Source organism: Plantactinospora sp. WMMB334 (assembly GCF_049179095.1).
GTDB lineage: Bacteria > Actinomycetota > Actinomycetes > Mycobacteriales > Micromonosporaceae > Plantactinospora.
Genome location: NZ_JBMHME010000002.1, coordinates 2560410 through 2575458, shown reverse-complemented (window position 1 = coordinate 2575458; position 15049 = coordinate 2560410). Strand labels below are relative to the sequence as shown.

10 protein-coding genes are annotated in these 15049 nt (G+C 73.4%); 3 read left to right on the top strand and 7 right to left on the bottom strand.

The window, feature by feature from the left end; all coding sequences use genetic code 11:
• Positions 1-7: 7 nt before the first annotated feature.
• The gene (locus ACN27G_RS10925) at positions 8-1534 is read right to left on the bottom strand and encodes an O-antigen ligase family protein (protein ID WP_421492677.1); all 1527 of its coding nucleotides are present in this window, start codon (positions 1532-1534) and stop codon (positions 8-10) included.
• The gene (locus ACN27G_RS10920; protein ID WP_421492676.1) at positions 1527-2798 is read right to left on the bottom strand and encodes a glycosyl transferase family 1; all 1272 of its coding nucleotides are present in this window, start codon (positions 2796-2798) and stop codon (positions 1527-1529) included. The genes ACN27G_RS10925 and ACN27G_RS10920 overlap by 8 nt, the downstream gene beginning before the upstream one ends.
• A 212-nt stretch (positions 2799-3010) precedes the next feature.
• On the opposite strand from ACN27G_RS10920, the gene ACN27G_RS10915 reads away from it, so the two are divergent.
• Positions 3011-4279, top strand: a complete 1269-nt coding sequence (locus ACN27G_RS10915) for a DUF1800 domain-containing protein (protein WP_421492675.1) — start codon at positions 3011-3013, stop codon at positions 4277-4279.
• Positions 4279-5526, top strand: a complete 1248-nt coding sequence (locus ACN27G_RS10910) for a DUF1501 domain-containing protein (protein ID WP_421492674.1) — start codon at positions 4279-4281, stop codon at positions 5524-5526. Before ACN27G_RS10915 ends, ACN27G_RS10910 begins: the two co-directional genes overlap by 1 nt.
• Positions 5527-5556: 30 nt before the next feature.
• Here ACN27G_RS10910 and ACN27G_RS10905 read toward each other — a convergent pair whose 3' ends face one another.
• Both ACN27G_RS10905 and ACN27G_RS10900 read right to left on the bottom strand, forming a co-directional pair.
• Positions 5557-6861, bottom strand: coding sequence for a sugar transferase (locus tag ACN27G_RS10905; protein ID WP_421497293.1), 1305 nt, complete (start codon positions 6859-6861; stop codon positions 5557-5559).
• Positions 6862-7205: 344 nt separating this feature from the next.
• On the bottom strand, positions 7206-8282 hold the full coding sequence (locus ACN27G_RS10900; protein WP_421492673.1) for an LCP family protein: 1077 nt from the start codon (positions 8280-8282) through the stop codon (positions 7206-7208).
• A gap of 572 nt (positions 8283-8854) precedes the next feature.
• Here ACN27G_RS10900 and ACN27G_RS10895 point away from each other — a divergent pair.
• Positions 8855-10414 carry a serine/threonine-protein kinase gene (locus tag ACN27G_RS10895; protein ID WP_421492672.1) on the top strand — a complete coding sequence of 520 codons (1560 nt, stop codon included), beginning with the start codon at positions 8855-8857 and terminating at the stop codon, positions 10412-10414.
• Positions 10415-10520: 106 nt separating this feature from the next.
• On the opposite strand, the gene ACN27G_RS10890 is transcribed toward ACN27G_RS10895, so the two are convergent.
• From ACN27G_RS10890 to ACN27G_RS10880, 3 genes are all read right to left on the bottom strand, one after another.
• On the bottom strand, positions 10521-11063 hold the full coding sequence (locus tag ACN27G_RS10890; protein WP_421492671.1) for a hypothetical protein: 543 nt from the start codon (positions 11061-11063) through the stop codon (positions 10521-10523).
• A gap of 12 nt (positions 11064-11075) precedes the next feature.
• The gene (locus tag ACN27G_RS10885; RefSeq protein ID WP_421492670.1) at positions 11076-12632 is read right to left on the bottom strand and encodes a hypothetical protein; all 1557 of its coding nucleotides are present in this window, start codon (positions 12630-12632) and stop codon (positions 11076-11078) included.
• Between the two features lie 114 nt (positions 12633-12746).
• Complete coding sequence (locus tag ACN27G_RS10880) at positions 12747-15035, bottom strand: BTAD domain-containing putative transcriptional regulator (RefSeq protein ID WP_421492669.1); 2289 nt, start codon at positions 15033-15035, stop codon at positions 12747-12749.
• Between the last annotated feature and the right edge of the window lie 14 nt (positions 15036-15049).

The window sequence follows — 15049 nt, the reverse complement described above, 5'->3', positions numbered from 1 at the left end:
GGAACCGTCACCCCGGGGCGTGCTGCCGGGTACCGGATCCCTCGCCACCAGCAGCGGCCGGAAGGTCCGCAGCGCCCGGGCCTGGTTCGCGATGAAGGTCTCCGACGGCTGGAACTGCTGGTGCCTCAGGATCCCCACGGTCGGCTGGTGGATCATCTCCGCTCGACTCCTCGCCGTCGGGCCGGTCCGGAAGCCCGGGCCGGATGAGGTATGCGATCAGTAGGGCGACGATCGGTACGAAGTGGATGTCGCCGAAGATGTCGGTGTTCTCCCCCATGCCCTGGATCAGGGTCCAGGCCAGCGCCGCCCCCCCGAAGGCGACGAACCGGTCGTGCACACCGAGGCGGCCACCCCGGACGACGGCCCGGGCGACGAACCCGACGTACCCGAGGGTCAGCGCGAGTCCCACGATCCCGGTCACCGCCCAGGCGGCAAGCAGCAGATTGTGCGGCGGGAAGACGCGGTAGATGTCGTGTTCGAGCGCGTACCGACCGAAGCCGATGTCCCAGCCGCCGTAGCCGAGGCCGAGCAGGGGAGTCCGACCGAACGCCTCCGCTCCGTACTGCCAGATCTCCGCACGGACGACGAATGCCTCCACGAGCGCGTCGAGGAAGCTCCGGTTGACGGCCAACACGGCGATCCCGAGCGCGACCAGCCCGGCTACCGCTCCCAGCAGGGTGCGCCGGACCGCCGGGGTCACCCCGCGCCGCAACCGGTATGCCGCGAAGGCGAGCGCGGGCAGTACCACGACCAGCACGGTGGCAGACTTCGACCCGGTGAACGGCACCGCCACCAACGCGGCGACCCCGACCAGCCGTGCCCAGCGGGACCCGGTCATCGACGCCAGGGCCAGCCCGGCCAGGCCGTTGACCCCGAGGAACATCGCGGCGACGTTCGCGTTGACGAAGACGCCGCCGGACTTGGCGTCGTCGAAGACGTTGTTCGGCCGGTCGGCGTAGAGCGCGGCAACGGTGTTCTGGCCGGCGAAGAAGCCGCCGACCGACCGGAGGAACGCGTCCTCGATCCCGGGCTGGAACCGGAAGAGGAGCACGAGAGCGACCTCGGCGAGCACCCACGGCCAGTACCAGCGTTGGATCCGGCGCAGCGGCTCGGCGCCCAGGCGGGCCAACCGCACGAAGAGGGCGATGCTGAGTAGGAACTGTCCCAATACGATGATCGACTGAAGTCCGGCCCGGGGCTCCGGCGACCAGAGCAGCGCCGCGACCCGGATCCCGAGCAGGGCGAGGACCACCTGGACCAGGCGGTCCCGCAGCAGTGCCCGGTCCGGTGCGCGGAGAACGCAGAGCAGCACCCCCGGCGCCAGGAAAAGCGTCCAGAAGGTGCTGAGCGGGACGTCGATCAGCCCCTCGGGAAGAAGGTAGAGCTGCGGCACGGCGAGGACGAGCAGCACGCCGACCTTGACCGGCAGGTTGCGGGGGCCGATGAGCTGCCGGGCCAGGCTGCGGAACCGTGCCCGGCCTCCCCCGCCCGCCGCCCCGGTGCGCACCGGCCCGACCACCTTGAGCTCAGCCACGGGACCGCCCCGCCCCGAACGAGGGGTACTGGTCGACGCTTCCGGCGAGGATGCCCCGGAGCACCTCGCCCCTGGACCGCCAACCGAAGCCCTCGGCCTGCCGACCTCTGCTCGCCAACTCGGCGTCGCTGCTCGGGCCGATCATCTCGACGACGCGCGCGACGAACCCGGGAACCGAGTCGCGGACGTCGACGGCGTCGCTGCCGGCGGCGGCCCGGAGCATGTCCGGGAGCGGCGTGCTGACCACCCGGAGCCCCGCGGAGAGGTATTCGTAGCACTTCAACGGGCTGACCCCGAGCGTGTAGTCGTTGAGGGCGTACGGGATCAATCCCACAGTGCAGGTGCCGGCGACCTCGGCCAGTCGGTCGACCGTGAGCACGCCGAGGTACGTCGCGCCGAGCCGCTCCAACTCGGCGAGTTCGCGACCGAACCCGCCGCCGCCGGCGGCCAGCGGTCCGGCCAGCAGCAGCTCGCCACGGCCCCGCAGACCCCGGGCCAGCGCCCGGAGCAGCGCGACGTCCAGCTTGTGCGGGGAGAGGTTGCCGGCGAAGAGTGCGGCCGGGCGCCGCCGCGCGGCGGGCTGGCGGCGCGCCGCGAAGACGTCGATGTCGGCGACGTTCGGCAGCGTTCTCACCTCGGGAAATCCCACCGTCCGGAGGTGGTCGGCGACCAGGCGACTTGTGGCGATCGCGAGCCGGGCCCGGTCGGCGAGGGCCCGTTCCCCAGCCGCGACGGCCACCGCGTCGACGCCGGGGAAGGCGCTCAGCAGGTCGACGCAGTGGTAGACGGTGAGATCGGCATGCCGCTCCAGCCCGTACGTCACCGGAGTGAAGGTCCAGAGCACCCGCGGGTCCGGGGCCCGCCGCCACCGGGCCACCGCCCGCTCGAGCAGCAGCCCGTTGACCAGCCGGGTGGGTCGGCGGTGGTACGGCACCACCAGCGGTGAGATCACGCTCGCCCCTTCCGGCACCGGGCGGTATCCGATCCGACCGCGTCGACGGACGGAGTTGCGCAGCCGGGCGGCGATCCGGCGCAGGTCCCGGGCCTCGGGGCGGACCCGCCGCAGGCCCAGGGACTCGACGAAGTAGGTCGGATGTGCCCGGGCGAACTCTCGCACCACATAGTGCTGGTTCGTCGCGATCTGCGCGTTCCACTCGGCGGTGCCGAGCACCAGTACGGCGGGGTGGCGGGTCCCGACGGACCGACGGGCCTCGTCGGCTGGTCCGGTCGTCGTCACGTCTCGTCCGACCTCGTGGGGCAGCATGTACCGCCTCTTTCGCCGTGCGGGATGGCGCGCCGGGCTCGCCCGACGACTGGAGCAGACTACCTGTCCATCCGGGACCGGTTCGCCGCGCTCGGGGTCGTCGCCCGGCGACGCGCTCTGAAATCCACTTCGGCCTATGTTCTTGGCGGTACGTCGCATTGCCGTCCCATCGCGCCATCGCATATCGCAGACTCATCGCATATCGTGCTGGCATGTCCGACCATGTCGCGCTGCTCCTGCGTCGCGCCGGTTTCGGCCCGACAACCGAGGAGCTGGCCGCGGCCCAGCGGTCGGGATACCCTGCGACACTCTCCAACCTGCTGGAGCCGCGCGGTCCGGATGTCGGCGCGACCAGGGCGCCGATCCCGGAGCTCGGTCCGGACCCGCACGCCTACCTGCCGAACCCCACCCCGGAGCAGCACGCCAACGCCGACGCCGCTCGCAAGGAGCAGGTCGAGCTGATCCAGCGGTGGTGGCTGGACCGGATGATCGCGGCGAGCCACCAGGCGACCGAGAAGCTGATCTTCTTCTGGCACGGCCACTGGGCCACCTCGGCCGACCACGTCCGGAGTGCCCAGCTCATGCTGGCCCAGCACCGTACGCTGCGGGAGGCACGCGACTTCGCGGAGCAGGCGCACCGCATGGTGGTGGACCAGGCGCTGATCTACTGGCTGGACGGGCACTACAACAAGAAGGACGCACCCAACGAGAACCTGGCCCGGGAGTTGTTCGAACTCTTCATGCTCGGCATCGGCAACTACACCGAGCGGGACGTGCAGGAGGCCGCCCGGGCCCTGACCGGCTGGCGGGTGGTGCTCAGCCGGCGGACACCGGTGCACGATCCGCCGCACCACGACAGTGGTCGGAAGACCATCCTCGGCACGACGGCGAGATTCGACGCCGCCGGCCTGGTCGACCTGCTGCTGGACCGGCCACAGTGTCCGCGCTTCATCGCAAAGCGGCTCTGGTTCCGGTACGCCTCGGCGACCCAGCCACTGCCGGAGGAGACCAGAGAGCGGATGGTCGCCGAGTTTCCCGTACCGGGTCGAATGCTGCGGGCGATGTTCTCCGACGCCGCCTTCCCCGACACCGCGCACACGCTGCCGAAGCAGCCCGTGGAGTGGCTGGTCGGCGCAATGCGGCAACTGGGCGTACGGATGGCGTCACTACCGGCCGAAGCCGCCACCGAGATCCTCCACGACGTACGGGCGCTCGGGCAGCTGCCGTTCGCGCCGCCGAGCGTCGGCGGCTGGCCGGCCGGCACCGCCTGGCTGACGTCCGCCGCCGCCGAGGTGCGGATGAGCCTTGCCGACAAGCTCGTGGGGTTCGTCGCGCCCACCCGGTTGACCCCGGAGGAGGTGGCCCGGCTGCTCTGCGTCGACGGGTGGAGCGACCGGACCTATGCGGTGCTGCGGGACGCGAAGAACCCGCGCCAGTTGCTGACTCTCGGCCTGGCCAGCCCGGAATATCTGGTGACCTGATGGACGCGCTCACCCGACGCCGGTTCCTGGTGGCCTCCGGCGTGGTCGGAGCCGGAGGGCTGGCGGCCGGTGCCACGACACTCGGCCTCGCCGAGCTGCTCGGCCGCTCCTCACGGGCCACCGTGGTCGACCCGGAACAGACACTGGTCCTGGTCACGCTCTACGGCGGCAACGACGGGCTCAACACCGTCGTGCCGTACGCCGACGGCAGGTACCACTCGGCCCGCCCGGAGCTGGCGTACACCGACGAGCAGGTCCTGCGCCTCGACGACACGCTCGGCCTGAACCCGAACCTCGCCGGGCTGAAGCGACTCTGGGACGCCAAACGCCTCGCCGTGGTCCTCGGCGTCGGTTACCCGAAGCCGGATCGCAGCCACTTCCGTTCGATGGACATCTGGCAGACCGCGTCACCGGGCGTCCCGCTCTACACCGGTTGGGTCGGCCGCTGGCTGGACGGCACGAACGCCACCGCGGAGGCCGCGGTGAGCTTCGAACCGGTGCTGCCCCCGCTGCTGGTCGGGGCGTCCGGGGCCGGGGCGCGGGTCAATCTCCGCGGGCTCCGGCTGCCGTCCGGGATCGACACCGCGGCGATCGCCGGGCTGGGGAGGCCGGTCGTCGGCGAACCCCCGCTGCTGGCCAGGGCAGCGGCTTCCTACGCCGACCTGCTCCGGGTGGAGCGGCTCGTCCGGGAGTCGAAGGACGCCGCCGGGGCCGACGCCAGCAGGCGGCCGGCCGGCCAGGCGACCGGCACCGGCGGCTCCGGGGCGCTGGCCTCGCAGATGTCGCTGGTGGCCCAGTGCATCGAGGCCGGGGTGCCGACCCGCGTCTATTCGGTGAGCCTGGGCGGGTTCGACACGCACGCCAAGGAGCGGCCCGGACACGAGGCGCTGCTCCGCCAGTTGGACGGCGCACTCACGGCCTTCGTGGCGCGGATGGCCAGGACGCCGGCGGGCCGCAAGGTGACGGTCGTGGTCTACAGCGAGTTCGGCCGGCGGGTCCGGGCGAACGGGTCCGACGGCACCGACCACGGCACCGCCGGGCCGGTCTTCGTGCTCGGTGGGCAGGTGTCCGGCGGCTTCTACGGCGAGCAGCCCAGCCTGACCGACCTGGACGACGGCGATCTCAGGGCGACTGTCGACTTCAGGCAGGTCTTCGGCACCGTGCTCGGTGCGGTGCTCGGCGCCGACCCGGCCCGCTATCTGGAGGGTTACCAGGTGACCCCGCTGCCGTTTCTGCCCACCGGCTAGCCCACCGTCGCGCCGGCCGGTCGGCGCTGGTCACCGGCCGCCGCCCCGGAACACCTCCACGACCGTACGCAGCAGCACCTTGACGTCCAGCCAGAGCGACCAGTTCTCGATGTAGTAGTTGTCGAACCGGGCCCGGTCGGAGATCGGCGTGTCGCCGCGCAAGCCGCTCACCTGGGCGAGCCCGGTCAGCCCGACCGGCACCCGGTGCCGCATCGCGTAGTCCGGGTGCTCGGCGGAGAACTTCTCCACGAAGTACGGCCGCTCGGGGCGGGGCCCGACCACGGTCATGTCGCCGCGCAGGATGTTCCAGAGCTGGGGCAACTCGTCCAGCGACGTCCGCCGCATGAAGCGGCCGACCGGGCCGACCCGCCGGTCGCCGGCGATCGACCAGTGGGTCCGGGACTCGATCTCGTCGGCCGGCTGCATGGTCCGGAACTTGATGACCTCGAAGGGCTTTCCGTACCGGCCGATCCGCTCCTGGTGGAAGAAGATTCCGCGCCCGCCCTCCAGCCAGGTCGCGAGCGCGCAGAGCAGCAGGATCGGGCTGGACGCCACCAGCGCGACGGAGGCGAAGAGCAGGTCGGAGGTGCGTTTGACCATCCACCGCAGGCCGGAGAGGCTGGTGTGCCGGATCTGCACGACCGGGATCGCGCCGATGTGGTCGGGCAGTCCCCCCGGCGACCGCGAGCCCCAGAGCCGGGGCACGATCCAGATGTCACAGCTCGCGTATTCCGGTCGGGCCAGTAGCTCCATCAGGCGCGGCTCCGGATGGTCCGGTTCGGCGACGACCAGCACGTCGCACTCGACCAGCCGGAGCAGGCCGGGGAGCCGGTCCAGCGTCCCGAGCAGCGGTGGCGACGTCGGCGCCCGCTCTGCCTCGACGTCGACGAATCCCGCGAAGCGCAGGCCGTACTGCGGGTAGCGGCGGAGCAGCCGGGCGAGTTCGGTGGCGATCGCGCCACTTCCCACGATGATCGCGTTGTGCTCCACCCATCGGCGCTTCCGGGCGACCAGCACCGCCTGCCTGGTGATCGCACGCCCGACGACGACCAGCCCGGCGGAGAGTGCCACCCCGCGCATGAACCCGGTCATGTAGTCGACCGAGCCGTGCCGCATCGCCGCGATGATCGCCACGATCGCCGACGAGGCGAGCAGCCGCCCGCAGAGGCTCGGCAGCTCGTCGAGGATGCTCATGTGCCGGCGTCCCCGGTAGAGGCCGCCGGCGGCGAAGATGGTGACGGTGAGCCCTGCGGTGAAGACGGTCCCCCGCCAGTAGCGGTCGCTGATCAGCAGCGGTGCGAGCAGCGCGGCGAGGTCGACCGGCGCGGTCAGCATCCAGGCCCGCAGCCGGCGGGTCCGCACCGAGACCCGGGAACCGGCGTACGGCAGCACCGTCGTCGTGTCGCTGCCCGCCCGGCGCGGCGGCGGCCGGTGCAGCCCGGCGGGGGGAAGGGGCACCGCCGGCAGTTCCGTCCCCGGGTCGACGAGCCCGACAGCATCGGTGGAGGGCGCGGTCGCGGACCGCTCCGGCGGGCCGGCGTCGGGCAGCCCGACCGCCGGGTCGTGCTGTGCCAACGGCCACGTCGACATCTGCTACCTCCCCCGTGACGACGACCTCCCGTCGGGATGCCGGCTGCGGGATGCGGCCGCAGCCGCATCCCGCAGTCAGATGCGACCGGTCACTGCGCTCCACTCAGGATTTCGGGTACGGCGTCCCGGCGCACCGCGTCGTAGAAGGTCCTGGCCTCGTCGGTCTTGGCGAACACGACGCTTTCCTCACCGACCCGGCCGGTCCCCCTGGTGGGGCTGGTGATGAAGGTCAGGTTGCCGCTGCGCAGGTGCCGCAGCTCCATTCCCATGTCGAAAAGGGAGAGGGTCTTGTCCACCGAGACCGCGTCCGCGGAGGCCCTGACGAAGGAATTCAGCTTGGCCGGGTTGGCCAGCGTCCCACCGGAGGCGGCCTTGTCGAGGATGGCCCGGATCACCTGTTGCTGGTGCTGGATGCGGGCGAAGTCCCCGTCCTTGAAGGCGTAGCGCTCCCGGGCGTAGTCCAGCGCCTGCGCCCCGTCCATCGTCTGCGGCCCCTTCTTGAACTCGCGGCGCCCGGTCGGCAGCAGCGAGTGCGTGGAGGTGAAGCTCTCCTCGACGGTGAGCTGCACGCCGCCGAGCGCGTCCACGATCTCCTTGAAGCCGGCGAAGTCGACGATCGCGACGTGGTCGACGCGGACCCCGGTGAACTTCTCCACCGTCTGCACCATCAGCGGAATCCCGCCCCAGGCGTAGGCGGCGTTGATTTTCGCGTCCCGGCCGCCGTGCCGGCCGTCCTTGGACTTCGGCACGTTGACCCAGGTGTCCCGGGGGATCGAGACCAGCTGGGCGCTCGACCGGTCCGCCGGCAGGTGGGCGAGGATGATGGTGTCGCTTCGCGAACCACCGGTGTTGGACGGATCCCGGGTGTCGCTGCCCAGGATCAGGATGTTCTTGGCATCCTTCGCCACCTTGGCCGGACGCGACTCCTCGGGCACCTCGTCGAACGCCTCGACCCGCTCGATGCCCGACTCGAGCGACTTGACGTAGATGCCGGCCGCGACCGCACCACCGCCGCCGAGCAATGCCAACACCAGCAGCGTGATGAGAACGATGCGCCGGCCGCGTCGCCGTCGTTTGGGAGCCGGAGCCTTGCCGGAACTCCCGTCCGGAGTCACCGTGATGACCTCGGTGGAGTCGGACTCCGCGAGTTGGGGATGGTGTGGCATGGCTTGATGCTACTGATGTCCGCAACTATTTCTGTCCCCCGATTCCGGCCCGTTTCCACCAATGTGGTCAATCGCACTGACCCACAGGTCAGCACCTCGCCGAACGTCGGGCGCGCCGGGTTGAGCGATGTTCCGGACCGCGCGGCACGGGCAGCTGACCGCGACCCGATCCACGGGTCGGAGGCGATGCTCGCGCTGCTGGTGCTGGCCGGCAGCGGCGCGCCGGGTCTCTCCCGGCCGATCCGCGTCGCACCGGTGGTACTGATGATCACGGTCGGCGCGTCGTACCGGCAGCCCGTCCGCGGCTGTCCGCACGGCGCCGGCTCCGACCGGGTGGCCAGCGACAGTCGCGGGCCGGTTCGTGCCCGTCCACCTCCACGTAGGCCCGAGCAGGCCGGAGCACAACTGGGCAGGGCCGAACGCAGCCGAGCAGGGCCGGGCAGGGCCGTCAACCGCCGCCCGGTCCGGCCGCCCGACCGTTCGGCCGAGGTGCTGCACGATCGACGACACTGCCGGTACGCCGACGGCGTGTGGATCCCCGGGCGCGATGCCGGGCACGACAGACTGTGCCGGTGGAGGAACAGCAGGTGCTCGGCGGCCGCTACCGGCTGACCGACCAGCTCGGCCGGGGTGGCATGGCGGTGGTGTGGCGAGCCCACGACGAGGTGCTCGGCCGACCGGTCGCGGTCAAACTGCTGGCCGGCCCGCACGCCCGGGACCCGGTCTCGCGGCACCGGATCCGCCACGAGGCGCGGGCCGCCGCCGCGCTCTCCCACCCCAACATCGCCCAGGTGTACGACTTCGGCGAGTCGGTGACGGGCCTGTCCTGCGTCCCGTACGTGGTGATGGAACTCGTCGAGGGTGGCACCCTCGAGCAGCGCATCACCGCCGGCCCGCTGCCGCCGAAGGTCTCCTTCCGGATCTGTGCCGAGGTGGCCGCCGCGCTGGCCGCCGCGCACGACCGTGGCCTGGTGCACCGCGACATCAAGCCCGGCAACGTGATGGTGACGCCCGCCGGGGCGAAGGTCGTCGACTTCGGCATCGCCGCGGCGGTGGGGCGGGACGACGCGGACGAGTGGGGCGACGAACTGCTCGGCACCCCCGGCTACCTCGCTCCGGAACGGATCAGCGGCGGCGCCGTGGTGCCCGCCTCCGACGTGTACGGCGTCGGGGTTCTCCTCTACCGCCTGCTGGCCGGGCGGGCACCGTGGAGCGCGGAGACCGCGACCCAGATGTTGCGGGCCCACGTCTACGTCGAACCGGCCCCGCTACCACCGCTGCCGGGCGTACCGGCGACGGTCGCCGAGCTGTGTCAGCGCTGCCTGGAAAAGGAACCGGAACGGCGCCCGGCGGCCCGGGAGGTCGCCGCCGTGCTCGCCCGGGCGGCCGGGGTGCGGGTCGTGGACGACGGACTGGTCCACTCGTTGGCCCCGGTCGCCGTCGACGGCGAGCCGTCCACGGTGCTGCTGCCCCCCGCCGCCGCCGGCGGCCGGGGCGGTCGGCGCCGCGCCGGTGTCCTGGCCACCTGCGCGGCGGTCGCGGTCACCGCGCTGCTGCTCTGGCTTGCCGACCCCCTCGGCCCGGGGTCGCACCGGCGCGGCGGGGTGGCGGCGCCGGGTCCGAGCGGCCGGCCGGCCGTGGGCCCCGGGCCGTCGGAGGGGACCGGCGACGGGTCCGGTCCGCCGTCGACGCGACCGGGGCCGCTGACGCCGCTGATCGGCAGGCCGGGGATGCTGCCGGGCGACTCGGTGCCGGGCCCGGTGACCGGATTCCCACCGGGCGGCCAGCCCGGCGGGATCCCCGGCAGTGGCGGGCCGGGCAGCGGGGAACCAGGCAGCGGAGAGCCGGACACGCCGGGCGAGCCGGCGCCGTCGGCCCCGGAGTCGCCGCCCACCCCGACGCCGCCCGCCGAGCAGCGGACCCTGTCGTCGGACGGCGGATCGGTCCGGGCCTCCTGCGACCGTGACGAGGCGCGGCTGCTCTCCTGGGAACCGAACCGGCCCTACCGGACCGAGGAGGTCGAGCCGGGCCCGGCACCGGCCACGATGGTCAGGTTCCGGCACGGCAACCGCAACGTGCGGATGACCATCACCTGCATCGACGGGGTCCCCTCGACCACGAACACCACCTGATGACCGGTCGCGGCACCTGGCACGCCGCCCCGCCTCCGGCCGGGCACGCCACCTCCGGCCGGGGCACGCTGGAGGCGGCCGGGCACGCTGGAGCCGCCGGGCACCGCTACATCCGGCCGGCCACGACGCCGGCCAGTTCCTCCAGCGGCTTCCGGCTCTCCTTCGGATCGTTCAACAGCACCAGCTTGACCGCGACCCACTGGCCGCCCTTCTGGACGAAGAAGGCCCCGTCCTCGGCGTACGCCTCGTCGCCGACTCCCGGCAGCGGCCAGATCTCGTGCCCGAGTTCCCGCTCGATGTCGAGAAACTTCTTCGCCCCGTCCCCGACGTAGATCTCCACCTGGGCGGTGGGACCGGTCACCGGCCCGGTGTAGGTGCACGTCTCCCTGATCGGCACCGCGTCGTCGAGCGGGGTGCCGGCCAGCTTCTCGGCATCCGCCTCGGTGACCAGGGCACAGGCGTCCGGTGGCGCGGCCGGCGGTGCCGCCGCCGTCGACCCGGTCGCCGGCCCGGTCCCGGCCACGGCCGGCGGGTCGCCGCCGGCGAGGCTCGGCGGATCACCACCGTCGGATCGGCCGCAGCCGGTGGAGAGGGCGAGCGCGAGCGCCGCCAGGGTCACCAGCACCGGGCGGCGGGTACGGACGATCATCACGAGTTCCTCTCAGCCCACACAGAGCGGCACGTTCGGCAGGGTCTGGGCCGCCCGGTGGATCGGCCACAGCTTCTCGCTCTCGAGTTCGAACTTCAGCTTCGTCGGCAGCAGTTTCTGGAGTTCCTCGATCGCCACGGACGAGGCGGTCACCCCGAACCCGCCGCCGACCTTGGCGTTCAGGCTCGCCGACACGCATCGGGCCAGCGGGGCGCCCAGCGCCGAGCCGTTGGTGACGCCGAGGTCGACCACGAGTTTGGCGTACGGGCCGGCGAAGGCGGCCGGCATGCCGATGCCGAACTGGATCTTCGTCTCCACGGCGAAGGCGAGCCCGCTGGGGCCGATGGAGATGCCGGTGATCGAGTCCATGATGCTGCGGACCACCGAGAGGGTCGGCTTCTGCAGGGTGCCGTCGATCATGCCGACCGTGCCGTTGACCGCCCACTCCCCGGCCGCCTTGACCGTGGTGTTCCGGCCACTCAGCCCCGTGGTGACGATGAATTTCCAGGTGTTGCTGTAGACCAGCGGCTCACCGGGAATCGGTATGTTGATCTCGACCGGGACCTCGACCCGTACCTTCCGGTTGTCGTCCGCGCCGTTCGCGGCGCCGGCCGAGACGTCCACCGAGATGCTGCGGATGCCGTCGATGGCGAAGGTGGCCGCGCTGCCGATCCGCCCGTTGCTGATCGGCACGTCGGTCCGCACCCGTAGGTCCGCCACGTTCATCGCGAAGTCGATGTAGACCTTGAGGTTCTCGTTTGCCGCGTACCCGATCTTCAGGCCGAGCTTGCCCTGCGTCCGGTAGGGCTGTGCCTCCCAGTCGCCGACGCTGACCGCGAAGTTCCGTTCCCGCGCCGGTGGCAGCCGTCCCCCGCCGGCCGGGGCGAGCCGGACCGGACGGACCGCGACGAGGGTGGTCGCGCCGTCACCGCCAGCGTGCTGAAGCGGTGTGCCGGCTTCCACGGTGGAGGCGGAGACCGGAATGGCGGGGTCGTCGACGGCGCGCGGCACCGGGATCGCGGCGGCACCGGTGGTGCGGCCGATCGGGGTGGCGGCGTCCTCGGGGGATCGCGTGCCGGCCGGCACGCTGACCGCCCCGGGCAACTCCGGCACCTCCTGGTACGCCAGGGCCGCGTCGTCGAGCCGACGGTCGGAACGGAAGTGGGCGTCCCGGAAGACCTCGGTGAGCGTCACCGGGGCCAGCGTGACCGCCAGATCGCCCCCGTCCCGCCGTACCTGCACCACCCGGCCGACCGCCCGGCTGGTGGCGTACATGATCCGACCCGGTTCCAGGTCCCCGGCGCCCGGCGTCCCGGCGGCCAGCACCCAGGTCGTGCCGTCCGCGCTGGCCGACCGGATCGCCCCCGGTCCACCCTCGACGAGGACCACGTCCGGCTGGTAGCGGACGGAACCGTCCCGCGGCGGGCCGTACCCGTAGCTGCGTCCCGCCTCGCTCGTGCCGCCGGCTCCCCGGCCGGAGTCGCCGCCGGGCCGGATCCCGCACGACCCGACGCCGACCACCAGGACGGCCGCCACCACCAGCGAGCCGTACCGCCGCCACCTCGACATCCGCCGCTCCCGCCACGCCCGGCCGGGGTCGGGGCGCGAGCCGCCGGCGACCCGGCACCCTGCCGCCCGGAGGCCATGATGGCCGGCCATGTTCAGACGCGGTTCAGGAATCCTTCAGGGCTCCGCACGACCCGCCGGAGGCTCCGCACGACCCACCGGAAAGGTCGCCGGTTCCACCTCGATCTCCCGCATCCGCCCGAGGTAGTCCCGATAGCGCCGGGCCGCCTCGCCGTGCCGGCCGGCCGCCGAGAGCGCGCTGACCAGGCCCAGGTGCGCCGACTCGTCGTAGCCGTCCTCGACGGTCAGCCGCAGGTACCAGCCGACCGCCGCCTCCGGCCGGCCGGTACGCAGGCAGCGCAGGGCCAGCCGGCGGACGAGTTCGCGGTGCAGCTCCGCCAGGGCGGTACGCGGACGGTTCACCCACTCCCCGGTCACCTCGCCGTCGTCGCAGAAGTCCCCGGTGTACATCGCGGCGACCGCCTCCAGCCGGCCCAGCACCTCGACGTCACCCGCCCGCTCCCCACTCGGTGCGGTGCCGCCCTCCGGCCCCGGACGCCCCCGTGGCGGGCTGGCCCCGTCCGCCGCGATCGCCGCCCTGGCCGCGTCGTGGAAACGCACCGCGTCCACCCACACCCGGGCCGGGTTGATCCGCACGGTCGCCGGGTCGGTGCCCAGGTACCGGTCCGCCGGGTGCCGCCGGTCCGGGTCGAGCACCGCCCGGACGGTGGAGACCAGCACCGACAGCCGGCGCAGCGCCACCTCCGGCGGTGTCTGCGGCCAGAGCAGGGCGGCCAGGTTCTCCCGGGCCAGCGGCCGGCCGAGCTGGCCCGCCAGCACCTTGACCAGTTCCCGCGCCTTGCGGGACTGCCAGGCGGCCGCCGGTACCGGCACACCGGCCAGCCGGACCACGAAGTGTCCGAGAGTCTGCACCGCGACCTCGGGGACCGGCGCGGGTCCGATCGCCGCCAGCGGTCCGGCGACGTGCCAGGCACCCTCGCGTACGCCGAGCCGGTGCAGCCGCCCGTACGCGACGTCCTCGGCCGGGCGGTCCGCCGCGAGCCGGGCCCGGAGCAGCGCGTTCGTGGCGAGCGAGACCTCGTTGCCGGCATCGGCCCAGATCTGTGCCGCCTCGACCAGCCCGACGGTCGGGCGCACCGCCGCCCGGTCGGCCGGCTCGGCCAGCGCGGCGGCGAGCGCCGCGAGTTCGATCGCCTCGGCGAGCCCGGCCGGATCGCGCCGACGCCCCGCCTCCGTCCGCGCCCGCTCCGCGTGCCGCCGGGCGGTGCCGCTGTCGCCGCCGCAGAGCGCGACCCAGCCGGCCGCGAGTTCGGCCACGGTGGGGCCGTTCGCGCTCGGCATCGCCAGTGCGCGTTCGGCGTACCCGGCCGCGACCGCCGGGTCGTCGGCGTACCGGGCCCGGGCCAGCCCGGCGCACGCCTCCATCAGCACCTGCGCGTTGCCGTCCGGTTCCGCCATCGCCGACGCCGCCTCGTACGCCGCCACCGCCCGGCTGGTCGAGCCGCAGACCCGGTGCACCCGGGCGGTGAGCAGCAGCCCGAAGGCGGCCAGCGGCGAGCCGTCCCGCTGCCAGAGGCTGAGCGCCGCGTCGGCGTCGCCCCGGGCCCGGCCCAACTCGCCGAGGCCCAGCCATGCCTCGGCCCGGTTGTGCAGGGCCAGCGCCAGCAGCAGCCGCTGCCCGGTCTGCTCACCGAGCCGGATCGCCGCGCCGAGTTCCTCGGCCGCCGCCCGGTAGCGCCCCTCCTCCACGAGCCGACTTCCGATGTTGCAGTGGATCCGCAGCTGCTGGATCAGGTCACCGGCCCGGGCGGCGGCGGCGAGCGCCCGGGCGTACGCGTGCTCGTTGCCGGCCCGGTCCCCCTCGCTGAACGCGGCGAGCGCCCGGGCGACGTACGCCGCCGCGATCGCCGCGTCGTCCCGGCTCTCCTCGGCCGTCCGGACCGCCTCGTCGGCGAGGTCGCGGGTCCGTTCCCGATCGCCCCGGGCCCACCGGACCGCGGCCCGGCCCGCCAGCACCTGGGCCCGGTCGGCCAGCACCTGGGCCCGGTCCGCCAGCACCTCGGCCGGGTCCGCCAGCACCTCGGCCGGGTCGGTCGGGCCGGACGGCCGCCCCGGCCCGGTCGGGCCGGACGGCTCCTTCGGCTCGCCCGGGTCGGACGGCTGCGCGGGTGGCGCGCCGGTGTCCGGCACCCGGTCCAGCAGCGCCTCCGCCTCGTCGAACTCGCCACGCCGGTGCAGGAGCGCGGCGAGCCGCCAGGCCAGCGCCGCCGGCAGCGGCGTACCGGCCGGCACGGCGGCCACGAGCCGCAGCGCCTCGTCGTACCGCCCGTCCCGGGCCGCCGACTCGGCCCGCACCAGGTCCGCCCGACCCTCCGGTCGCGCCATGCGATTCCCTCACT